Source organism: Corynebacterium sp. CNJ-954 (assembly GCF_001942345.1).
Taxonomy (GTDB): Bacteria; Actinomycetota; Actinomycetes; order Mycobacteriales; family Mycobacteriaceae; genus Corynebacterium.
This window is the reverse complement of record NZ_MKKI01000042.1, coordinates 141,748-162,103: the sequence shown is the minus strand read 5'-3', so window position 1 is coordinate 162,103 and position 20,356 is coordinate 141,748. Positions and strand designations below refer to the sequence as shown.

18 protein-coding genes and 1 pseudogene are annotated in these 20,356 nt (G+C 64.8%); 9 read left to right on the top strand and 10 right to left on the bottom strand.

What is annotated here, in order from left to right; translation table 11 throughout:
• Positions 1 to 157: 157 nt before the first annotated feature.
• The 4 genes from BJF89_RS13450 to sucB form a co-directional block, all read right to left on the bottom strand.
• The gene (locus BJF89_RS13450; protein WP_075815608.1) at positions 158 to 934 is read right to left on the bottom strand and encodes a DUF4191 domain-containing protein; all 777 of its coding nucleotides are present in this window, start codon (positions 932 to 934) and stop codon (positions 158 to 160) included.
• A 65-nt stretch (positions 935 to 999) separates the two neighbouring features.
• Positions 1,000 to 2,046 carry a lipoyl synthase gene (gene lipA / locus BJF89_RS13445; protein ID WP_075815607.1) on the bottom strand — a complete coding sequence of 349 codons (1,047 nt, stop codon included), beginning with the start codon at positions 2,044 to 2,046 and terminating at the stop codon, positions 1,000 to 1,002.
• 74 nt (positions 2,047 to 2,120) lie between these two features.
• A complete protein-coding gene (lipB, locus tag BJF89_RS13440; RefSeq protein WP_075815606.1) occupies positions 2,121 to 2,858 on the bottom strand; it encodes a lipoyl(octanoyl) transferase LipB in 738 nt (245 codons plus the stop codon).
• Positions 2,859 to 2,927: 69 nt separating this feature from the next.
• A complete protein-coding gene (gene sucB, locus BJF89_RS13435; protein ID WP_075815605.1) occupies positions 2,928 to 4,631 on the bottom strand; it encodes a 2-oxoglutarate dehydrogenase, E2 component, dihydrolipoamide succinyltransferase in 1,704 nt (567 codons plus the stop codon).
• A 225-nt stretch (positions 4,632 to 4,856) separates the two neighbouring features.
• Between sucB and BJF89_RS13430 the strand changes: the two genes are divergently transcribed.
• Positions 4,857 to 5,249 (top strand): oxidoreductase, encoded by a 393-nt coding sequence (locus tag BJF89_RS13430; protein WP_075815604.1) that lies wholly within the window; start codon positions 4,857 to 4,859, stop codon positions 5,247 to 5,249.
• 9 nt (positions 5,250 to 5,258) lie between these two features.
• On the opposite strand, the gene BJF89_RS13425 is transcribed toward BJF89_RS13430, so the two are convergent.
• The gene (locus BJF89_RS13425) at positions 5,259 to 6,875 is read right to left on the bottom strand and encodes a leucyl aminopeptidase (protein ID WP_075815603.1); all 1,617 of its coding nucleotides are present in this window, start codon (positions 6,873 to 6,875) and stop codon (positions 5,259 to 5,261) included.
• An 89-nt stretch (positions 6,876 to 6,964) separates the two neighbouring features.
• Here BJF89_RS13425 and BJF89_RS13420 point away from each other — a divergent pair, with 89 nt between their 5' ends.
• Positions 6,965 to 8,101 carry a branched-chain amino acid aminotransferase gene (locus BJF89_RS13420; protein WP_075815705.1) on the top strand — a complete coding sequence of 379 codons (1,137 nt, stop codon included), beginning with the start codon at positions 6,965 to 6,967 and terminating at the stop codon, positions 8,099 to 8,101.
• Positions 8,102 to 8,108: 7 nt separating this feature from the next.
• Here BJF89_RS13420 and BJF89_RS13415 read toward each other — a convergent pair whose 3' ends face one another.
• Genes BJF89_RS13415 through BJF89_RS13405 form a run of 3 tightly spaced genes read right to left on the bottom strand, consistent with a single transcriptional unit; the run spans position 8,109 to position 9,711 of the window.
• Entirely contained in the window at positions 8,109 to 8,513 is a 405-nt protein-coding gene (locus BJF89_RS13415) for a nicotinate-nucleotide--dimethylbenzimidazole phosphoribosyltransferase (RefSeq protein WP_083650803.1), read from the bottom strand.
• Positions 8,480 to 9,007 (bottom strand): nicotinate-nucleotide--dimethylbenzimidazole phosphoribosyltransferase, encoded by a 528-nt coding sequence (locus tag BJF89_RS13410; protein ID WP_075815601.1) that lies wholly within the window; start codon positions 9,005 to 9,007, stop codon positions 8,480 to 8,482. Before BJF89_RS13410 ends, BJF89_RS13415 begins: the two co-directional genes overlap by 34 nt.
• On the bottom strand, positions 9,007 to 9,711 hold the full coding sequence (locus BJF89_RS13405) for a DUF3043 domain-containing protein (RefSeq protein ID WP_075815600.1): 705 nt from the start codon (positions 9,709 to 9,711) through the stop codon (positions 9,007 to 9,009). The genes BJF89_RS13410 and BJF89_RS13405 overlap by 1 nt, the downstream gene beginning before the upstream one ends.
• A 126-nt stretch (positions 9,712 to 9,837) precedes the next feature.
• Here BJF89_RS13405 and BJF89_RS13400 point away from each other — a divergent pair, with 126 nt between their 5' ends.
• Complete coding sequence (locus BJF89_RS13400; RefSeq protein ID WP_075815599.1) at positions 9,838 to 10,194, top strand: iron-sulfur cluster assembly accessory protein; 357 nt, start codon at positions 9,838 to 9,840, stop codon at positions 10,192 to 10,194.
• Between the two features lie 92 nt (positions 10,195 to 10,286).
• Here BJF89_RS13400 and asnB read toward each other — a convergent pair whose 3' ends face one another.
• Positions 10,287 to 12,224 carry an asparagine synthase (glutamine-hydrolyzing) gene (gene asnB, locus BJF89_RS13395; protein ID WP_075815598.1) on the bottom strand — a complete coding sequence of 646 codons (1,938 nt, stop codon included), beginning with the start codon at positions 12,222 to 12,224 and terminating at the stop codon, positions 10,287 to 10,289.
• 354 nt (positions 12,225 to 12,578) lie between these two features.
• Between asnB and BJF89_RS13390 the strand changes: the two genes are divergently transcribed.
• Both BJF89_RS13390 and BJF89_RS13385 read left to right on the top strand, forming a co-directional pair.
• On the top strand, positions 12,579 to 13,691 hold the full coding sequence (locus BJF89_RS13390) for a cytochrome c oxidase subunit II (RefSeq protein ID WP_075815597.1): 1,113 nt from the start codon (positions 12,579 to 12,581) through the stop codon (positions 13,689 to 13,691).
• Between the two features lie 28 nt (positions 13,692 to 13,719).
• Positions 13,720 to 14,151 (top strand): cytochrome c oxidase subunit 4, encoded by a 432-nt coding sequence (locus tag BJF89_RS13385; protein ID WP_038549138.1) that lies wholly within the window; start codon positions 13,720 to 13,722, stop codon positions 14,149 to 14,151.
• A 127-nt stretch (positions 14,152 to 14,278) separates the two neighbouring features.
• Here the strand turns inward: BJF89_RS13385 and trpD are convergent, their stop codons facing one another.
• Entirely contained in the window at positions 14,279 to 15,370 is a 1,092-nt protein-coding gene (gene trpD, locus BJF89_RS13380; RefSeq protein WP_075815704.1) for an anthranilate phosphoribosyltransferase, read from the bottom strand.
• A gap of 467 nt (positions 15,371 to 15,837) precedes the next feature.
• On the opposite strand from trpD, the gene BJF89_RS13375 reads away from it, so the two are divergent.
• The 4 genes and pseudogenes from BJF89_RS13375 to BJF89_RS13360 all read left to right on the top strand — a co-directional run bounded on the left by BJF89_RS13375 (position 15,838) and on the right by BJF89_RS13360 (position 20,274).
• Positions 15,838 to 16,449 (top strand): heme-copper oxidase subunit III, encoded by a 612-nt coding sequence (locus tag BJF89_RS13375; protein ID WP_075815596.1) that lies wholly within the window; start codon positions 15,838 to 15,840, stop codon positions 16,447 to 16,449.
• A 72-nt stretch (positions 16,450 to 16,521) separates the two neighbouring features.
• Positions 16,522 to 17,429, top strand: a pseudogene (locus BJF89_RS13370) (cytochrome c).
• On the top strand, positions 17,426 to 18,631 hold the full coding sequence (locus BJF89_RS13365; RefSeq protein WP_075815595.1) for a ubiquinol-cytochrome c reductase iron-sulfur subunit: 1,206 nt from the start codon (positions 17,426 to 17,428) through the stop codon (positions 18,629 to 18,631). The pseudogene BJF89_RS13370 and the gene BJF89_RS13365 overlap by 4 nt, the downstream one beginning before the upstream one ends.
• Positions 18,628 to 20,274: a cytochrome bc complex cytochrome b subunit gene (locus tag BJF89_RS13360; RefSeq protein ID WP_075815594.1), complete on the top strand. Its 1,647-nt coding sequence runs from the start codon at positions 18,628 to 18,630 to the stop codon at positions 20,272 to 20,274. Before BJF89_RS13365 ends, BJF89_RS13360 begins: the two co-directional genes overlap by 4 nt.
• Positions 20,275 to 20,356: the final 82 nt, after the last annotated feature.

The window sequence follows — 20,356 nt, the reverse complement described above, 5'->3', positions numbered from 1 at the left end:
GGAGTGGGCGACCGTCATGCCGGACACCATGGCTGTGTCGGTGTGTCACCCCGCGAACCGACACACTCCTGGTGCGTCAGGGGCAGCAGGGGGAGGGACGAAAAAGCCCGGTGCCTGATTCGCTCGATCAGGGCACCGGGGTCGGGGAGTCCCGGACTCAACCCTTCTTGTTGCGCTGTGCGGCGCGGCGGGCACGACGGTTGACGCCGGCCGGGTTCGCGGCGTTGCGGGGCATCGGCCCCTTCGGGAGCATCGATTCCCGGGAGTGAAGACGGGCGATCGACTCGACCTTGCTGTTGAGTGCGTCGACCTCGTTCTTCTTGATGTTGCGGGGCAGGCGGACCAGGTGGTTCTGCAGTTTGCGGATCTGCACCTCGTCCTCGCCCTCGCCGATGTACACGTCGTAGATGGGCGTGTTACCGAGGATGCGGGCGAGCCGCTTCCGCTCCTGCGCCATCATCGGCTTGAGACGGTGCCGGCTGCCTTCGCCGACGAGAATCACGCCGGGAACACCGACAACCCGGTGGACGGCGTCCATGTGTGTGTTCGAGGCCACCGCGGTCTCGGTGATCCACTTGACGCCGACACCGTCACGAAGGTTCTGCAGCGCCCATCCCGCGGCACCGGCCTCCCCTTCGATCTGGTCGTAGACACCGGACTGCAGGCGGCGGGAGAAGATCCAGAAGGCGACCATCACACCGATGGCGATACCGACGATGAGGTTCAGCCACCACCAGCCGAACACCAGGCTCAGCGCCAACATGACCACTACCGGGCCGAGCAGGCCCAGCAGCATGTAGGGGATGAGCTTCTTGTCCTTCTTGCGCTGCATCTGGAAGGCCTGCCACATCTGGCCTCGTGTCTGCTTGCGCCGTGACTTCTTGGCGGCCTTCTCGAGCCGCTTGTTTTCTTTCTCCCGGGGATCCTTCGCCATACCGCCTACCTTAGAACATCGGCGCCCCGGGGCCGTCAACGACGTCCGCCGGGGCGTGGGGACAACTAGCGTGCGGAGGAGACCGGAGTCTCCTTGGACGGCCCGTACTTCTCCAGCAGAGTGCTGGCTTCCTGACTGGTGGTGGATCCCAGGGTGTCGCCCAGGTGGGTCAGGTTCTCGGGGAGTGCCTCGCCACGTGCGGCCTTGGCCTCGGCGTAGAGCCGACCGGACCGGTAGGACGACCGGACCAACGGGCCCGACATGACTGCACCGAATCCCAGTTCCTTGGCGAATTCGGAGTGCTCCATGAACTCCTCCGGCTTCACCCACCGCTCGATCGGGTGGTGCATGGAGGTCGGCCGCAGGTACTGGGTGATCGTGATGATGTCGCACCCGGCGTCCTTCAGGTCCGTCAGGGACGACTGCACTTCCTCAGCGGTCTCGCCCATGCCGAGGATGAGGTTCGATTTGGTCACCAGTCCGAAATCACGTGCCGCACGGATGACCTCCAACGACCGGTCGTAGCGGAACGCCGGACGGATCCGCTTGAAGATCCGGGGCACGGTCTCGAGGTTGTGGGCGAAGACCTCCGGACGTGCCTCGAAGACCTCGGCCAGCAGGTCGGGCTTGGCGGAGAAGTCAGGTGTGAGGTTCTCGACGCCGGTGTTCGGGTTGAGTTCGTGCACCTTCCGCACGATCTCGGCGTACAGCCAGGCTCCCTCGTCATCAAGGTCGTCGCGGGTGACACCGGTGATCGTGGCGTACCGCAGGTCCATCTCGCGGATGTTCTCGGCGACACGGCGGGGCTCGTCGCGGTCCAACGGACTCGGCTTGCCCGACTTGATCTGGCAGAAGTCACACCGACGGGAGCAGGTGTCGCCACCGATCAGGAAGGAGGCCTCGCGTTCCTCCCAACATTCGTGGATGTTGGGACACCCGGCCTCCTGGCAGACCGTGTGCAGACCGGCACCGGAGACACGGTTCTTCATGTCACGGTATTCCGGTCCCATCTTGGCCTGGGTACGGATCCACCGTGGCTTCTGTTCGATGGGGGTCTGGGAGTTCTTCGCCTCGATGCGGAGAAGTCGTCGTCCGTCTGATGTAACAGTCACGGCCCCCACCCTACGCTGCATCGTTCAGTGACGCTAACTGACTCCAGCGCTGGAAGACATCATAAAATGCCTGTTCAGGACGTCAGTACGCCATGTGCCAGTTCCTCGGGCACGTCGTGGTCGGACATTTCAAGCGACCCGTCCAGTGCTGCGAGCAGATGGCCGGTGAAGATCTCGGTCACGTCCGCAACCCGGACCTCCCGGCCCAGTTCCTCGGACAGTGTCGTCACACCGGTGTCCGCCAGTCCGCACGGCACAATGTGGTCGTAGTAGTCCAGGGTGTTGTCACAGTTCAAGGCGACACCGTGCATCGTGACTCCACGGGTCACACGGATCCCCACCGCCGCCACCTTGCGGGCGGGGACCAGTTCTCCACGTCGGAGACCTGCGGGAAGCCACACGCCGGACCGCCCCGGGACTCGTCCCACGTTGTCGAGGCCGAGGTCACGGCAGGTCGCCAGGACGGCCTCCTCGATGCGCCGGACGTAGTCGACGACGTCGATCGGGTCGTCCAGTTTGATGATCGGGTAGGCGACGAGCTGTCCCGGACCGTGCCAGGTGATCCTCCCGCCACGGTCGACATCGACGACGGGGAGGCCGTTGGTGGGCAGGTCCTCCGGTGGGGTCCGTTTGCCCGCGGTGTACGTCGGCGGATGCTCCAACAGCAGGACGGTGTCCTCGATCTGTCCGTCGGCACGCTGACGAGCCAGGGCGGCCTGTCTGTCCCAGGTTGACAGGTAGTCCACCGTCCCGAGGTTGTCGACGGCGACAGGAGTGTCCGACATCCGGATGGATCCGCGTTGATATCCCATGCCTAACGACTCTACCCCGCCACCGCGGTATCGCCGTGCGGGGGTAGAGGACGGGAAGGGGCAGCGGACTTAGATCTCCAGGTCGGAGGTGAAGTCGCTGTTCTCCAGGCGGTCCTTGATGGTGGTCAGGAACCGGCCTGCGTCAGCGCCGTCCACGATCTGGTGGTCGTAGGTCATCGGCAGGTAGACCATGCTGCGGATCGCGATGCTGTCGGAACCGTCTTCGGTGATCACGACCGGACGCTTGCGGATGGCACCCGTGCCGATCATCGCGGCCTGCGGCGGCACCAGGATCGGGGTATCGGTGAGTGCGCCCTCAGAGCCGATGTTGGTGATGGTGAAGGTGCCGCCACTGACGTCGTTCGGCTTGAGCTTCTTGTTCCGGGCGCGGTCGGCGATGTCGGCGATCGCCGCGGCCAGCTCAGGCAGTGACATGTCCTGGGCGTCGTGGATCACCGGGGACAGCAGGCCGTCCTTGGTGTCGACCGCGATACCGAGGTTGACCTGGCCGTGGTAGGTCATCTCCTGGGTGTCGGCGTTGTAGGAGGCGTTGACGTTCGGGTGGGCGACAAGTGCTTCGACGATGGCCTTCGCGAAGAACGGCAGGAACGTGAGGTTCTGGCCGTGCTTGTCCTGGAACGCTGCCTTCGACGCCTTGCGGAGCTCGGCGATGTGGGTCATGTCGACTTCGTGGACCTGCGTGAGCTGCGCCGCTCCGTGCAGGGACTCCAGCGTGGTCTTGGCGGTGATCGCCCGGATCCGGTTGACCTTCTGCGTGGTGCCCCGCAGCGAGGCCTTCTCCGGGTCGACGCCCTTGGCCGGAGCCGGTGCCGACTCCTTCGCCGTGCCGCCCTCGGCGGCGGCGATGACGTCCTGCTTGCGGATGCGTCCACCGACCCCGGTGCCCTCGACGGTCGAAAGATCCACACCGTGCTTCTCAGCGAGCTTGCGCACCAGCGGAGTGACGTAGGGGAGGTTGCCGTCGGACGGCTCGCCGGCATCCGACGCGGAGGACGCCTCCTGCTTCGGAGACTCCTTCTCCGGCTGAGGATCTGCCTTGGGCTCCTCCTTCGGCTCCTCCGCCTTCGCAGGCTCTTCCTTCTTCTCCGGCGCGGGCTCCTTCTCCTCCTTGGCGGGAGCCTCCTCAGCGGCGCTTCCGTCACCCACGCGGGCGATCACGCCACCGACGTCGATGGTGTCGTCCTCCTCAGCGAGAATCTCCAGCAGGGTGCCGGCGACCGGCGAAGGAACCTCGGTGTCGACCTTGTCGGTGGAGACCTCGAGGAGGGGCTCGTCGACCTCCACCTCGTCGCCGACCTTCTTCAGCCACTGGGTGATGGTGCCCTCGGTGACCGACTCGCCGAGTTCAGGCATCGTCACATCGGTTCCTGCGCCGCCACCGCTGGAGGCCGGTGCCGGAGCGGATTCCTCCTGGTCGTCGGACGTGTCGTCTGTCGCGTCCTCGTCCTCGGCGGGCTCATCTGCGGAGGCCTCGTCGGAGGAGGCGGAATCCCCGCTCCCCTCACTTTCCTCACCCTCGTCACCGATCTCCGCGATGACGGCACCGACGTCGACGGTGTCATCTTCGTCGGCGATGATCTTCAGCAGTACGCCGGCGACGGGGGAGGGGATCTCCGTGTCGACCTTGTCCGTGGAGACCTCGAGCAAGGGTTCGTCGACCTCCACGGTGTCGCCGACCTTCTTCAGCCACTGGGTAACAGTGCCTTCTGTGACGGATTCGCCCAGCTCGGGCATTTCGACGGAGTGCGCCATGGTGTTGAAGCTCCTATTTAACGACGGGGTACAGATGTGGAGTACGTGGATCGGTCCGCAGTACGCAGAGAAAGCAGAGAAGTGGTCTCTGACCGAATACTATATATGGTAGCGCTGCGAACGTCGTCCTGCCGGAGGGGGTCGGCCCATGCCGCCCCGTAGGGCCTGTCGCCGGCAGAGGAGACTGGTCGCAGCGTCGTCACGAAATCCCTTAGAATCTGTGGTGTGTTCAATCTATTCGGTCGATCTCGTCGCTCCGGGCCCCGTCCACCGCGGGCACCGGGTGGGCGTACGCGTCCCGCAGACCTCGACCACCTGAGACACTGGGCGGGCCAGCGCGAAGGCGTGGAAGGCTTCGTCGAACCCGAGACCCTGGTCAATGAGATGTCCGTGGTTTTCGTGGACGCCACCGGTGACTGGACCCGTCGACGCATCGGCGGGCCCCGTGGTGTCGACGACGTGATCTCGGCGACCGGTGTCCGGCTCTACGACGCGGAGAAGAGCGGTTACCCCCAGCGGATGAGGGACCGTATCGAGCGTGACCGGATTATCCGCAAACGTCTCGAACAGCAGGAACGACGGGCCCGGTTCGAGGAACGTCGCGACGGAGGGGATTGACCGACCTGGTCATTCCGTCGTTCCTGCAGCGTCGGTGCCGCTGGCGACGTCTTCCAGGACCGCGATGAGCGTCCGGACCGGTACTCCCGTCGCCCGCCGTGGGGTGTAGCCGTGCGGTGCGGTGGTGTTGTACGCGGGACCAGCGACATCCAGGTGGACCCAGGGAAGTCCTTCCGGGACGAAAGCGGCAAGGTAGTGGCCGGCGGCGGCCATGCCTCCCCAGCTCTTGCCGGGGATGTTGCGCAGGTCGGCGACGTCGGACCGGATGTCGTAGGCGATTTCCGCCGGTAGAGGCATGGACCAGGCACCCTCACCCACGTCGCGCGACAGCGCGGACACCCGGTCACGGAGGGCGGGCGTGCCCATGACGGCAGGAGTCCGGTCTCCGAGAGACCGTACCTGGGCGCCGGTCAACGTGGCTGTCTCCACGAGGTAGTCCGGGTTGTCCTCACACGCCCGGGCGATGGCATCCCCGAGGATCAACCTGCCTTCCGCGTCGGTGTTGAGGACTTCGGTGGTCAACCCGCCGTAGTGGCGCAGAACATCCCCGGGGCGTACGGCGGTGCCGTCCGGCATGTTCTCCGCCAGTGGCACGGTGGCCGTCACGGAGACTGCCAGATCGAGTTCGGACGCTGCGATCACCGCAGCGACGACGGCAGCGGAACCCCCCATGTCCGAGATCATGTTCCCCATGTTGGGCGAGGGCTTCAACGAGATACCGCCGGTATCGAAGGTCACGCCTTTTCCGACGAGGGCGACGTGTGGCGGTGCATCCGTGCCCGCTGCCTCGGGGATGTCAGGTCGGTAGGACACACGGACGAGGCGGGGAGGACGGGGCGACCCCTGGCCCACACCCACGAGGGCCCCGAACCCCTGGTCGGCGAGTTGACGCTCATCCAGGACCTCCACCGTGAGCCCGGCCTGTGAACCCAGGTCGGAGATGATGCGGGCGTAGCTGTCCGGGTAGAGAAGGTTCGCCGGGGCGTTCACCAGGTCACGGGCACAGGTCACGGCCTCGATGACGACACAGGCCCGGGAGAAGTCGGTGGCGGCGGACCCTGCGGCGCTCGGGGCGGTCGGCGGAGCGATGACCAGACGCCTGAGGCGGCCTGCCTGAGCGCCGTCGGACTTCGCCCCGGTGTAGCTGTAGCTGCCCAGACCGTGTCCTTCCGTCGCAGGGCCGATCCCCAGGGTCCCCAGGAGGCTCAGTGCGGTGAGGTCGCCGTCGCCTACGGACGCGGGCAGGCGGTCGAGGGCCTGTGAGGCGGTACCCGCGGCGGTTCGCAGCCCTTCGTCCGTCAGTGTGTCCGCGTCACCGAGACCGACCGCAAGCAGGCGGGTCGCCGCGATGCCGGGGACGGCGGGAAGCAGGTGCGTTTCCCCTGCCCGCCCGCGTGCGCCGATATCGACCAGCGACTTCCAGATGGCCACCTGCGTCTCCCTGTCGAAGGGGGAGGAGGTGCTGGAGGGGGACCCGGGGGCCGAACCCAGGGACAGCTCGATTCCGTTGTCCCCGGAGAACGACGGGATCACCAGGATGTCCACGTCGGCCTCGGCGACCGTCGAGGCGTCCGTGAGAAGTTCCAACGGCGGCATGGTGCCCCGGGGCAGTCCAGCGGATGTCATCGCTCACCTCAAGCTTGATAGGAGTCGTCGTCAGGCGTCCTGCCGGGCATGTGTTCCGGACCGGCACCGACGGGTCTAAGATACAGGCCATGTCTGATTCCGCGCCCGCCAACTCCACGTCCACCACCTTCTCCCGTACGCTGACGGAGAACCCCACTCCGCCGGAGAGGATCGCCGAAGTACTCGCGAACCCCGGTTTCGGCCGGTACTTCACCGATCACATGGTGGTCATCGACTGGACCGAGGACGCCGGATGGCATGACGCACGGCTCGTTCCCTACGCACCGATCACCATGGACCCGGCGACGTCGGTCCTCCACTACGGGCAGGCCATCTTCGAGGGGCTCAAGGCGTACCGCCAGCCGGACGGCTCGGTCGCCACCTTCCGCCCGGACAAGAACGCCGAGCGAATCCGTTCCTCCGCCCGCCGTATCGCCATGCCGGAGGTCCCGGAGGACCTCTTCCTCGCGTCCCTGAGTGAGCTCGTCGACGTGGACCGGGACTGGGTTCCCGCCTCCGGCGGTGAAGAAGCGCTCTACCTGCGTCCGTTCATCATCTCCACCGAGGTCGGACTGGGTGTGCACCCGTCCGTGAGCTACAGCTACTACGTGATCGCGTCTCCGGCAGGCGCGTACTTCAAGGGCGGGGTCACCCCCGTCAGCGTCTGGCTGTCCACCGAGTACGTCCGTGCAGCCCCCGGGGGCACCGGCGCGGCGAAGTTCGCCGGAAACTACGCGTCGTCTCTCGCGGCGCAGTCCTACGCTGAGAAGCAGGGGTGTGACCAGGTTGTGTGGCTGGACGCGGCGAACCACACGAACATCGAGGAGATGGGCGGGATGAACCTCGCCTTCATCCTCGGGGGGCAGGACGGGGAGCCGGCGGAACTGGTGACCCCGGAGCTCTCCGGCTCACTGCTGCCCGGCGTCACCCGTGATTCGCTGCTGCAGCTCGCAGCTGACGAAGGGCTGAAGGTCACGGAACGTCGGTTCACGGTGGATGAATGGCGGGCGACGGCGGCCTCCGGTGAGATGGCGGAGGCGTTCGCCTGTGGGACTGCCGCGGTGATCACCCCGGTGGGTACGGTGAAGGACCGTACGGGTGAGTTCCAGATCAACGGTGGGAACCCCGGAGAGATCACCATGCGCCTGCGTGAGCGTCTCACCGGTATCCAGCGTGGTACCGAAGAGGACTCCCACTCCTGGAACCACACGCTGGTTCAGGCGTAGCGGGGTACTACTCCTGGCGCAGAGACACCGCCGCGTCCAGGAGGGGGAGGACCACAAGCCCTGCGGCAGCGGCGGGTGCGCCCAGGGGACGGTCGACGACCGGGGCGAGTGCCAGGCGGCGCGTGGCGACAGCGGCTGCGGGTTCCGAGGAGACCTCGGGTAACAGCCACCAGCGGGCAGACCCCGGGGTGAGGGCGTCTGCGAGTAGTCCCGCGGCGAGTCCGCTGACACCGTCCAGGATCACGGGCGTCCGCCGGGTCGCGGACTGAGCCAGTAGCCCCGCCATGAAGGCGGTGTCCGGGGTGCCGAGGATGTCAAGGATGTCGCGTGCCGCGGAAGCATCGACCGGACGCCTCCGGTGTGCCCGTGCCTGGAACATCAGTCGCGGATGGCGACGGTCTTGTGCTTCCATTTCTCGTCACTGACCGGTGCCGGGCCCCCACCGCGGCCGACGACCTTCACCGGCTCGACATTGCACAGGACTCCGACGAGTGCCGCTGCGGTCGTCGTCGCCCCTGTTCCGATGGCTCCGGTGAGAACCAGTGGAACCGCGGCGTCCGCGCGGGCGTCGGCAGTCTCCCGTCCCGCATCCAGCCACTGAGACGGTGAGTCCCCGGAAGAGTCGGGGAACCCGGTGACGGAGATGTCGACGCCCTGTCGCGCCGCCAGCGTGCAGAGCGGGGACACGCCGGCGTTGATCCGGTCGGCCTCCGCGGGTCCATGCCCCCAGGGGAGCGCGGAAACCGGGCTGTCCGGGCCGGAGGACGGCGCGGCGACCGCGTGATCCCCGGCCACCAGCAGGAGCTCGGGACGCGGGCCAGCGGCCTCGTCGCCAGACCTGGTCCCGGTGTACCCGGTGCGGTCGGCCCAGGTGTCGAGCTGCTGGAGTACCGGACGTTCTGACATCAGACCGAGTCGCCGATATTCACCTGTGGCGCGGGCGTCCGCATCTTGCGGACCATGGTGGCCCGGGTGAAGGCGTAGAAACCGATGGTCCATTTCCCGAAGGTCGTGTCCGGGAACCGCTCGCGCACCAGCCTGTTGACCTTGCGACCGAGGAAGAGCCCCTCGACCACCAGGATCAGGATCACCACCAGCATGAACAGACTGATGTAGTTGGCGATCAACGGCATCCGGGTGCCGAGGATCATGACGACAACCACGACCAGCGCGATGGGCAGGAAGTAGTTCATCAGGTAGCGGTGGGAGTCCACGTAGTTCCGGACGAAGAGCTTCTCCTTGCCCTGGTCCCTGGCGAGAAGGTAGTCAGGGTCGCCGGCCATCATCCGCTCGTTGGCCTTGCGGCGCGACTCGGCCGCGTCCTCACGCTGCTTACGCTTGGCCTCCTTGAACTCCTCCTTCGACATGGAGTTCTTGTAGTCCTTCTTGCGCTGACGCGCTTCCTTCGGCGTCATCGGAGCGTCGAAATGGACCCGCCGGACGCCGGTGGAGCGTTCGACCTCGTTGCGCTTCGGCGTCGGACGGCCCTTCTTGGGCGTGTAGCCCTTCGGTGTCGTGGCGGCGTCCTCGTCGGCGAGGGAGCTGCCTGCCGAGGTGACGTCGCCGTCGGCGACATCACTGTCATCATCTTTCTTCCACGGGAGTTTCACACCTCACAGGCTAGAGCACGAGCGGACACCGGTACCAACGCGGGTGAGGCTGTCGGGAATAGATCACTGGATTTCATGGTTGTGGACGAGTAGTTTGGGCATATCCGCATTACTGAGGAGGAAATGATGACTGCTCCCGAAAAGACCGCCGAGAAGTCCACCGGTGTCGAACTGACCAGCGCTGCCGCAGGTAAGGCCGCCGGTCTGCTCGCGCAGGAGGGTCGGGACGACCTGGCCTTGCGCATCGCCGTTCAGCCGGGTGGTTGCGCAGGCCTGCGCTACCAGCTCTTTTTCGATGACCGGACCCTGGACGGTGACCTTGTCGACGATGTCGAGGGCGTCCGTCTCGTCGTGGACAAGATGTCCGCTCCGTACCTGACGGGAGCGAAGATCGACTTCTCTGACACGATCGAATCGCAGGGCTTCACCATCGACAACCCGAATGCCGGCGGCTCCTGCGCCTGCGGCGACTCCTTCAGCTGACGGACCTGCCCGGTACAGAGGAACTCCCCGCCTTCGCACAGAAGACGGGGAGTTCCTCCATTTCCGGTGCAGTGTCGCACCCGGAAGAGAGATCAGAGGTGGACCGGGTAGTCCTGTTCGTCGATGTCCGGGTGGATGCGCTGTTCGACGAAAATGCCGTGCCAGATCATGAAGGCGATGACCGTCCACAGTCGTCGAGAGTGGTCCGGGCCGGAACCCGTGTTCATCGACACCCGGTGCTCGTCCAACATGGCCAGCACCTGGGACTTGTCGAAGATGTGGTCGGTGGCGGAGTCCTCGATGTTCTTCTTCGCCCAGTCGTAGAGCTCGTCACCCGCGAGCCAGTGGCGGAGCGGGACAGGGAACCCCAGCTTCTTCCGGTTGATGACATGTTCGGGGACGATGAGCTCCAGAGCGCGTCGCAGGGCGTACTTCGTGGTCCCGTTGCCGACCTTGAGCTCGTGGGGGATGGTACGTGCGACGTCGAAGACGACACGGTCCAGGAACGGGACACGCAACTCCAGCGAGTTGGCCATGGTGATCTTGTCCGCCTTGACCAGGATGTCCCCGCGCAACCAGGTGAACATGTCGAGGTGCTGCATCCGCGCCACCGGATCCATGTCCACGGACTTCGCGTAGATCGGTGCGGTCACCTCGCGGTGGTCCCATTCGGGCCGGGCGATCCGCAGCACGCGTTCGAGCTGTTCATAGTTGAACGACCGGGCGTTGCCGTAGTAGCGCTCCTCGATCGGTGTCGTCCCACGCTGGAGGAGTGACTTGCCACGCATACCGTCGGGCAGGGCGTCGCCGATTGAACGGAGGACCTTCTTGACAGGGGAGGGGACCTTCTCGAACGGCGCGAGCGACAGGGGTTCCTTGTAGATCGTGTACCCGCCGAACAGTTCATCCGCGCCCTCACCGGACAGGACGACCTTGACGTGTTTACGGGCCTCGGCGGCGACGAAGTACAGGGGGACCAGCGCCGGATCCGCGACCGGGTCGTCGAGGTACCAGATGATCTTCGGGACGGCGGCAGCGAATTCTTCGGGGGAGACGACCTTGACCACGTGCTCGACGCCGATCGCCTCCGCGGATTCCGCGGCGACATCGACCTCCGAGTACCCCTCCCGCTCGAAACCGGTGGTGAACGTGATCAGGTCCGGATTGTGCTGCTTGGCCAGTGACGCGATGGCGGTGGAGTCGATCCCTCCGGAGAGGAAGGAACCGACGGTGACATCGGCCCTCATGTGCTTGGCGACAGAATCCTGCAGGGCGTCGGCGATACGGGTGAAAAGGGCGTGTTCCTGTCCAGTCGGTACGGGGGCGACCGGGAACGTCGGCTCGAAGTACCGCACAGCCGTGACCGCCTCTCCGGGGCGGACGGTGGCGTGGCACCCCGACTCGAGCCGTCGGACGCCCGTGTGCAGAGTCTCCGGTTCGGGGACGTACTGGAGGTCCGTGTAGTGGACGATTGCCCGGTCGTCAAGGCTCAGGTCGAGACCGATGTCGTCGGCCATCGCCAGGACGGACTTCTTCTCACTGCTGAAGACGGTGCCGGCATCCGTCGTCGCATAGAACAGAGGCTTGATGCCGAAAGGATCGCGGGCGAGGAACATCGTCCGGTCAGCTGAGTCCCACACCGAGAACGCGAACATTCCACGCAGGTGGTTGACGACGTCCGTGCCCCAGTGGTGGAAACCGACCACGATGGTCTCCGAGTCACCGGATGTGGCGAACTCGTAACCTTCTGCCTGGAGCTCCTCCCGGAGTTCGACGTAGTTGTAGATCTCGCCGTTGAACGTCATCGAGTAGCGGTCCGGCTGATCGGCCGGACCCCACTGGAGAGGCTGATGCGAGTGCTCGAGGTCGATGATCGACAGGCGGTTGAACCCGAAGACGACGTCGTCGTCGTTCCAGGTGCCGTCTTCGTCCGGGCCGCGGTGCCGCATGCAGGGGAGTGCCCGGGCGGTCGTGTCCACGAAACGGGGGGCGTCACCGTGGGCCGTCAGAATTCCAAGAAGTCCACACATGTGCTCTGGGGTCATCTCCGTAAGTGTCGTCGGGAGCCGGCGTGTCAGGCCCCCGGGGTAGAGGGACAGGACGGTGAGGTGCCGGCCGCGTGCGCGTGCGTAAGCACACAAGACTACTCGCCGAGGTCGCGCTGACCCAGACGAGACATGCCGGGCAGCGGCGTGGTCACCCAGCTCGCGTCCAGCAACCCCGAATAGGGCCGACAGAGAATCACAATGGTGTGCATGATGCAGGGGCATCCCCCTCCATGCACTATTGTCGGGAGATGACACGGGGCCGGTGTCCGTCCTCTGCAGGCGACGGACACGGTGGTCCCGATGAACACGACGTGTGATTGAGGAAGGCATACTCGCGTGGAACAGCGAAAAGTTCACGGAAGAGGTCGCAAGCTCGGCCTCGCCGGAGTGCTGGGACTTGGCTCCCTTGCCCTGGTCGGCTGCGATGTCGCACCCCCCGACAACGGATTCTTCCATGCCCTGCGCATGGGTTGGCCCGACGGAATCACCCCGGAGTCCCAGTCCATGGGCAACTTCTGGGTGTGGACCTGGGTTGTCGCGTGGGTCATCGGCATCATCATGTGGGCCCTCATGTTCGTGGTGATCTTCCGCGACAGTGACAAGCGGGCCGCCAAGAAGGGCAAGCCGGAGTTTCCCCGGCAGACTGCCTACAACGTTCCGCTCGAGTTGACCTTGACCGTCATTCCCGTGCTGATCGTCATGGGTCTGTTCTTCTTCACGGTGCAGACCCAGGACAAGGTCACCGCACTCGACAAGGACCCGCAGGTCAGTGTCGACGTCACCGCCTACCAGTGGAACTGGAAGTTCGGCTACGGCAATGTCAGTGGCGATCTCACCCAGGACGGTCAGGAATACGTCGGTGAGGACGAGGAGCGCGCCGAGGCTGCGGAGGCCAACGCCGCCGTGCCGCAGGACGACCGTGACGAGCACGGCAAGTCCGTCGGCCCGATCCACGGTAAGTCCAAGGAAGACTTCACCTACCTGAACTACGACCAGATCGAGACTCTCGGTACGTCCGAAGAGGTTCCTGTGCTCGTCCTGCCGACGAACACCCCGATCGAGTTCAACCTCGCTTCCTCGGACGTGATCCACTCCTTCTGGGTTCCCGAGTTCCTCTTCAAGCGCGACGTGTTCCCGCACCCCGAAGCGAACCAGTCCGAGCGGCGGTTCCAGATCGAAGGCATCGACAGTGAAGGTGCTTTCGTCGGACGGTGTGCCGAGATGTGCGGTACCTATCACGCGATGATGAACTTCGAGGTCCGTGCCGTGAGCCCGGAGAACTTCGCGGCCTACATCGCCTACCGTGAGGCCAACCCGGAGGCCACCAATGCTGATGCGTTGGCGGAGATCGGCGAGGATCCCTACGCCACCTCGACTCAGCCTTTCCTTCCCGGACGTGATTCCACGCGGGGAGTCGAGGGTGACAACTACATCGACCGTTCCGCCTAAGTCGGCGAAGAAACACTAGGAGACAACAATGCGGCAGACAGCCAAGTTGATGTACGGACTCGCACTGTTCCTCACAGTGATGACGGTCGTGTACTTCTACGCGACGTCGCAGCTCAATGACGGTGCGAACCAGCAGGGTATTGAGTGGGCAGGTGGGACCGGACTTGTCCTGGCGACACTGCTGACCCTCTTCCTCGGCGTGTACTTCCACCTCACCAACTCCAAGGCAGACATCGAGCCGAAGGACTGGGAGGAGGCCGAGATCGAGGACGGCGCGGGCGTGCTCGGATTCTTCTCGCCTCACTCCGGGTGGCCGTTCATCATGGCGATGGCCATCGTGATCATGGGCTACGGCATCGCCTTCTTCTTGATCTGGGTGATCCTGTTGGGCGCCGCGATGCTCATCTGGGCCACCACCATGCTCAACCTGCAGTACGGACTTCCGCCCGAGAAGGAGTAGTCGTCCAGCCGTCGCGCCGGTGATGACGCCGCGGCGGCGATCAGGCAGCGCAGGCACGAAAACAAGGAGCACCCGCATCTTCCTCGCGGGTGCTCCTTCTGCGTGCGCCGGCGGCCGGCACCGCGCGTCACAGGCTGATGATGTCGTTCATCTTCTGCTGGGCGGCCCCGGATTCGAGCGCGTCACGCGCCACGGCGAGCTGGGTGGTGAGCGCTGACCTCAGGTCGTCACCCTCCCAACCGTGTACTGCCGTCAGGGCCGCTGCTGCGTTGATCAAGACCGCGTCCTTGACAGCTCCGGTGATCTCGCCGGCCATGAGACGCCTGGCGATGTCCGCGTTGTACTGGGGGTCCCCGCCTTTGAGTGCGTCGTCGTCGTAGACGTCGAGACCGTACGTACGCGGATTGATGGTGAACTCACCGGTCCGTCCCGCCGCGTCGACGGTCACGACCTCGGTGGGGGCACAGACGCTGATCTCGTCCATGCCGTCGAGCCCCCGCACGATCAGCGCCCGCACGCCCTGATGAGCGAATGCCCCACCCATGATGGGCATCATGTCGCGGAAGGCGCATCCGATGAGGCCGAACTTCGGCCCTGCGGGGTTCGTCATCGGCCCGAGGAGATTGAAGAGGGTGGGGACAGCCAGCTCGGAGCGCACCGGCCCTGCAAAACGCATCGCGGGATGGTAGGTCTTGGCGAACATGAACGCGAACCCGGTCTTCAGGGCGTCCTCATGGATCGTCTCGGGGGAGCGGTCGATATCGAGTCCGAGCACCTCCAGGACGTCGGCGCCGCCGCATTTCGAGGACGCTGCACGGTTGCCGTGCTTCACGACCGGCACTCCGGTTGCCGCTACCACAAAGGAAGCCATGGTGGAGATGTTCACGGTGTGGTGACCGTCGCCGCCGGTGCCGACGATGTCGACGGCGTCGGGGATGTCGCTGAAGTCCACGGGCGTGGCGTAGGCCCGCATCGCCGACGCAGCGGCGGAGAGTTCGGCGGCTGTGATCCCTTTGACGCGGAGTCCGAACGCGAAGGCGGCCAGCTGTGCGTCGGTCGCACCGCCCTCCATGATGCGGCTGACCGCCCAGGTGATCTGGGATTCACTGAGTTCCTCGTGCCGCCCGATCCGGTCGAGTACCCCCGGCCACGTGAAGTAGCTTTCCGGTAGTCGGTCGGAGCCCAGCGGCGTGATGTGGTCCGGGGTGGTCAGACTCATATCGTCGGGCATCAGTGTCGTCCTCTCGAAGTTGGATGTCTGTGTCCGGCCGTTCGTGGGTGAGCGGCTACGGACGGATCCATCCTATTACGGGTGGCGGCGGACAGGGGGCCGGAGGGTGTCGCGAGGTGGGGAGATTCGGTGCGCGGGGCCGTCCCAGGTAGACTGCGGGAAGACCGTCGGCGTGATTGCCGTGACCGGTTCCTGGGCGGTGTGGCACGGCCCTCGAACGGGGGTGATTTGGTGGGCTGGTGGCATGGCAGGGGGAGAGGCCAGACTGCCGCTGCGGGTGATCAACCTGCGGAGATACGGTGCCGTCGTAATTCAGACCGAAGAGTTCCCGGCTAACCCCGTTTGTGGTGAGTTGCCAGGAAACGTGAAGCGACTACCAGCGGTTTTACAGAAACCCCGAAACTCGCCGGGGGCGCGAATCGACTAGGGGGCCAGGGTCGGTCATACTTGTACGCGTGACGAGCGCAGTTGGAAACCAAAGCATGGCAGCACCACAGCGTGCCGTGACGCTGAACCGACCCAATATGGTCAGCGTCGGCACGATTGTGTTCCTGTCCCAGGAATTGATGTTCTTCGCGGGCCTGTTCGCGATGTACTTCGTCTCGAAGGCGAACTCGAACGGAAACTGGCCCTCCGAGCCGACCGAGCTGAACGTGCCGTTCGCTCTGGCGATCACCGTGATTCTGGTGTCGTCGTCGTTCACCGCCCAGTGGGGTGTGTTCGCCGCGGAGCGTGGCGACGTGTTCGGTCTACGGAAGTGGTATGCACTCACCATCGTCCTCGGCGCAATCTTCCTCGCCGGTCAGACGTATGAGTACATCCACCTCGTGCAGCACGGCACCACGATCTCGAGCAGCGTCTACGGGTCGGTGTTCTTCATCACCACCGGCTTCCACGGCGCACACGTCCTCGCCGGCGTGCTTGCTTTCGTCGTGGTGATTCTTCGCACGATGAAGTCGAAGTTCACTCCAGCCCAGGCCACCGCCGCCGTCGTCGTGTCCTACTACTGGCATTTCGTCGACGTCGTGTGGATCGGACTGTGGATCACCATTTACTTCATCCAGTAGGCCGGACGGGCCGATGTGTGACGCTCGGCCGTTAAGCCCATCGCCTTCCAAATGACGAGTTAAGGGAACAAGATGGATACGAACAATCCAACTCCCGAGGGGGAGAACCCGGTGGTGGACTCCACCCCGGTATCCACAACAGGCAAGAAGCGTCGTACCCGACGTAAACTGCGCCGGACCATGGCCGGAGCGCTCGCGCTCGTGCTCGGTCTGACCGGTGCAGGCCTGGTCGCCCAGGCCTTTACCCCGGACCCGCAGTCAGCGACCGCGCAACAGGATGCGCAGTCGATGATCACGCAGGGCCAGGAGATCTACGAGGTCGCCTGCATCACCTGTCACGGTGCCAACCTCCAGGGTGTCGAGGACCGCGGTCCCTCCCTGGTCGGCGTCGGTGAGGGTGCCGTGTACTTCCAGGTCCACTCCGGTCGTATGCCGATGAAGCGTAACGAGGCGCAGGCAGACCGCAAGGCGCCCGCTTCAATGAAGCCCAGACCCTCGCTCTCGCTGCATACGTCAACGCCAACGGTGGCGGCCCCGGAATCGTCAAGGACGAGGACGGGACCATCGCCATGGATTCCCTGCGTGGCTCCCACAACAACGACGGTGAGATCGATCCGTCGGACGTGGCCCGTGGCTCCGATCTGTTCCGGCTGAACTGTGCGTCCTGCCACAACTTCACCGGTCGTGGTGGCGCATTGTCCGGTGGTAAGTACGCCCCCAATCTCGACGCAGCCAATGAGCAGGAGATCTACCAGGCGATGCTCACCGGCCCCCAGAACATGCCGAAGTTCTCCGACCGCCAGCTCACCGCCGACGAGAAGAAGGACATCATCGCCTTCATCAAGTCGTCCAAGGAGACCCCGAACCCCAGCGGGCTCGGACTCGGCGGGATCGGCCCGGTCACTGAGGGCATGTTGATGTGGATCGTCGGGATCGTCGTGCTCATCGGCGCGGCCATGTGGATTGGAACCCGGTCATGAGTGAGATGAAGAGCACCTACTCTGAAGAAGAGATCAAGGGCATGAGTGACGAGGAGCTCGCCCGCCTCGGTACCGAGATGGACGACGTCACCGTCGCCTACCGCAAGGAGCGTTTCCCGGTCGAGGGCGATCCCGCTGAGAAGCGTGCCGCGCGCGGCGTCGGCTTCTGGTGGGCCCTGTCGGTGATCTTCGGGCTCGCATTCGTCGGCGTCTACCTGTTCTGGCCGTGGGAGTACAAGCACCTCGCGGAGGACGGGCTCTGGGTCTACTCGCTCTACACCCCGCTGCTGGGAGTGACCTCGGGTCTGTCGATCATCACCCTCGGTATCGGTGCGGTCCAGTTCTCCAAGAAGTTCATCCCCGAGGAGATCGCGGTCCAGAAGCGCCACGACGGTCCGTCCGACGAGGTTGACCGCCGTACAATGACCGCGCTGCTCAACGACGCCTGGAAGACGTCGACCCTGGGTCGTCGCAAGGTCCTGATGGGGCTCGGCGGCGCCGGTGTCGCCCTGGCCGGTGTAGCGATCGCGTTGCCCATGGGCGGTATCGTCAAGAACCCGTGGAAGCCCCGCGCGATGGGGATCGACGGTGACGGCACGCTGTGGACCACCGGTTGGACGCTCGTCAACGACGGCGAGAAGGTGTACCTCGGCAGGGACACGGGTGCCATCGCTGAAGAGCACCACGGCCACTGGAGCACGCAGGGTGTGAACCGCCTGGTGCGCGTGCGTCCCGAGGACCTCGACGCCGGTGCCATGGAGACGGTGTTCCCCATGACCCAGGACATGGTCAACGACCACGACGAGTTCAACCCCGAGCGTGACGTGTACGAGGAGCAGATGCACTCGATCCACGGTTCCCGCAACGCGGTCATGTTGATTCGTCTCCGTCACGCTGACGCGGTCAAGGCCGTCCAGCGTGAGGGTCAGGAGGACTTCCACTACGGCGACTACTACGCGTACTCGAAGATCTGTACACACATCGGTTGCCCGACCTCGCTCTACGAGCAGCAGACCAACCGTATTCTCTGCCCGTGCCACCAGTCGCAGTTCGATGCGCTGCACTGGGGTAAGCCGGTGTTCGGTCCGGCCGCACGTGCCCTGCCCGAGCTGTCCATCAACGTCGATGAAGACGGGTTCCTGTACGCGGACAAGAACTTCGTCGAGCCCGTCGGCCCTGCCTTCTGGGAGCGTCAGTCATGAGCACACCCACAAAGCCTTCCCACCTGGCCCAGGCGGCCAACAATTTCGATGAGCGCTACACCGCAGCAGGTGGCCTCCGGAAGCAGATGAACAAGGTCTTCCCGAGCCACTGGTCGTTCATGCTCGGCGAGATCGCCCTCTACTCGTTCATCATCCTGCTGCTGTCAGGTGTCTACCTGACACTGTTCTTCGACCCCTCGCTGTCGAAGGTCGTTTACGAGGGTGCGTACGCGCCCCTCAACGGCGTCGAGATGTCCCGCGCCTACGAGACGGCCCTGAACATCTCCTTCGAGGTCCGCGGAGGACTCTTCATCCGTCAGGTGCACCACTGGGCGGCACTCCTGTTCGCTGTGTCGATCATGGTCCACATGATGCGCATCTTCTTCACGGGTGCGTTCCGTAAGCCCCGTGAGGCGAACTGGATCATCGGCTGCGTCCTGCTGCTGTTGTCCATCGCCGAGGGCTTCATGGGCTACTCCCTGCCTGACGACCTGCTCTCGGGTGTCGGCCTCCGCATCATGTCGGCGATCATCATCGGTCTGCCCATCATCGGCACCTGGCTCCACTGGATCATGTTCGCCGGCGACTTCCCGGGTGACATCATCATCCCGCGTCTGTACATCGCCCACGTCCTGCTGATCCCCGCGATCCTGCTCGCGCTCATCGCGGCTCACCTGGCGCTGGTGTGGTACCAGAAGCACACGCAGTTCCCCGGACCGGGCCGTACCGAACGCAACGTCGTCGGTGCCCGCGTGATCCCGGTGTTCGCCGTGCACTCCTCGGCATTCGGCCTGATCACCTTCGGTTTCGTCGCACTGCTGGCCGGCATGTTCCAGATCAACGCCATCTGGAACCTAGGCCCGTACAATCCCTCACAGGTCTCCGCGGGTTCGCAGCCTGACATCTACATGCTGTGGACTGACGGTGCTGCCCGAATCATGCCCGCATGGGAGCTGTACCTCGGTAGTTACACCATTCCTGCAGTGGTGTGGGTCGCGATCCTGCTGGGCATCCTGGTGATGCTGCTCTTCGCCTACCCCTGGATCGAACAGCGGTTCACGAAGGACACAGCGCACCACAACCTGCTGCAGCGTCCGCGCGACGTCCCGGTCCGTACCTCGCTGGGGGTCATGGCCCTGGTCGCCTACGCGATCCTGACGATTTCGGGTGGTAACGACCACGTGGCGGTGTTCTTCCACATCTCGTTGAACGCTATGACGTGGATCGGCCGAATCGGCTTCATCATGCTGCCTCCGATCGCCTACTTCGTCACCTACCGGATCTGCCTGGGTCTCCAGCGGTCGGACCGTGAGGTGCTGGAACACGGTATCGAGACCGGCACGATCAAGCAGCTCCCGTCCGGCGGGTTCATCGAGGTGCACCAGCCCCTCGGCCCGGTCGACGAGCACGGGCACCCGATCCCGCTCGACTACGCGGGTGCTCAGGTTCCCAGGCGGCTCAACCAGTTGGGCTTCGCCGGACAGCCTGGTCGTGGTTCACTGTTCTCCCCGGACCCGGAGGACATTGTGTCCCAGGTCGAGAAGATCGAGGAAGCCAACGAGCACGAGCACAAGGAGATGCTGTTGCGTCTCCAGGAGGAGAACCGTCGTAAGCTCGGCGACGAGGGACACGAGAATCCCTGATCGCTCCCCGGAGCGACGTTGACACCCCGTCCCGCCCCGCATCTGATGCGGCGGTGGGACGGGGTGTTTTCTCGGAGGTGTC

Coding starts and splice junctions, on each gene's coding strand:
- BJF89_RS13450 (WP_075815608.1), bottom strand. CDS start 934: ATGGCGAAGGATCCCCGGGAGAAAGAAAACAAGCGGCTCGAGAAGGCC.
- lipB (WP_075815606.1), bottom strand. CDS start 2,858: ATGGGATATCAACGCGGATCCATCCGGATGTCGGACACTCCTGTCGCC.
- sucB (WP_075815605.1), bottom strand. CDS start 4,631: ATGGCGCACTCCGTCGAAATGCCCGAGCTGGGCGAATCCGTCACAGAA.
- BJF89_RS13425 (WP_075815603.1), bottom strand. CDS start 6,875: ATGACATCCGCTGGACTGCCCCGGGGCACCATGCCGCCGTTGGAACTT.
- BJF89_RS13420 (WP_075815705.1), top strand. CDS start 6,965: ATGTCTGATTCCGCGCCCGCCAACTCCACGTCCACCACCTTCTCCCGT.
- BJF89_RS13415 (WP_083650803.1), bottom strand. CDS start 8,513: ATGGAAGCACAAGACCGTCGCCATCCGCGACTGATGTTCCAGGCACGG.
- BJF89_RS13410 (WP_075815601.1), bottom strand. CDS start 9,007: ATGTCAGAACGTCCGGTACTCCAGCAGCTCGACACCTGGGCCGACCGC.
- BJF89_RS13400 (WP_075815599.1), top strand. CDS start 9,838: ATGACTGCTCCCGAAAAGACCGCCGAGAAGTCCACCGGTGTCGAACTG.
- asnB (WP_075815598.1), bottom strand. CDS start 12,224: ATGTGTGGACTTCTTGGAATTCTGACGGCCCACGGTGACGCCCCCCGT.
- BJF89_RS13385 (WP_038549138.1), top strand. CDS start 13,720: ATGCGGCAGACAGCCAAGTTGATGTACGGACTCGCACTGTTCCTCACA.
- trpD (WP_075815704.1), bottom strand. CDS start 15,370: ATGAGTCTGACCACCCCGGACCACATCACGCCGCTGGGCTCCGACCGA.
- BJF89_RS13365 (WP_075815595.1), top strand. CDS start 17,426: ATGAGTGAGATGAAGAGCACCTACTCTGAAGAAGAGATCAAGGGCATG.
- BJF89_RS13360 (WP_075815594.1), top strand. CDS start 18,628: ATGAGCACACCCACAAAGCCTTCCCACCTGGCCCAGGCGGCCAACAAT.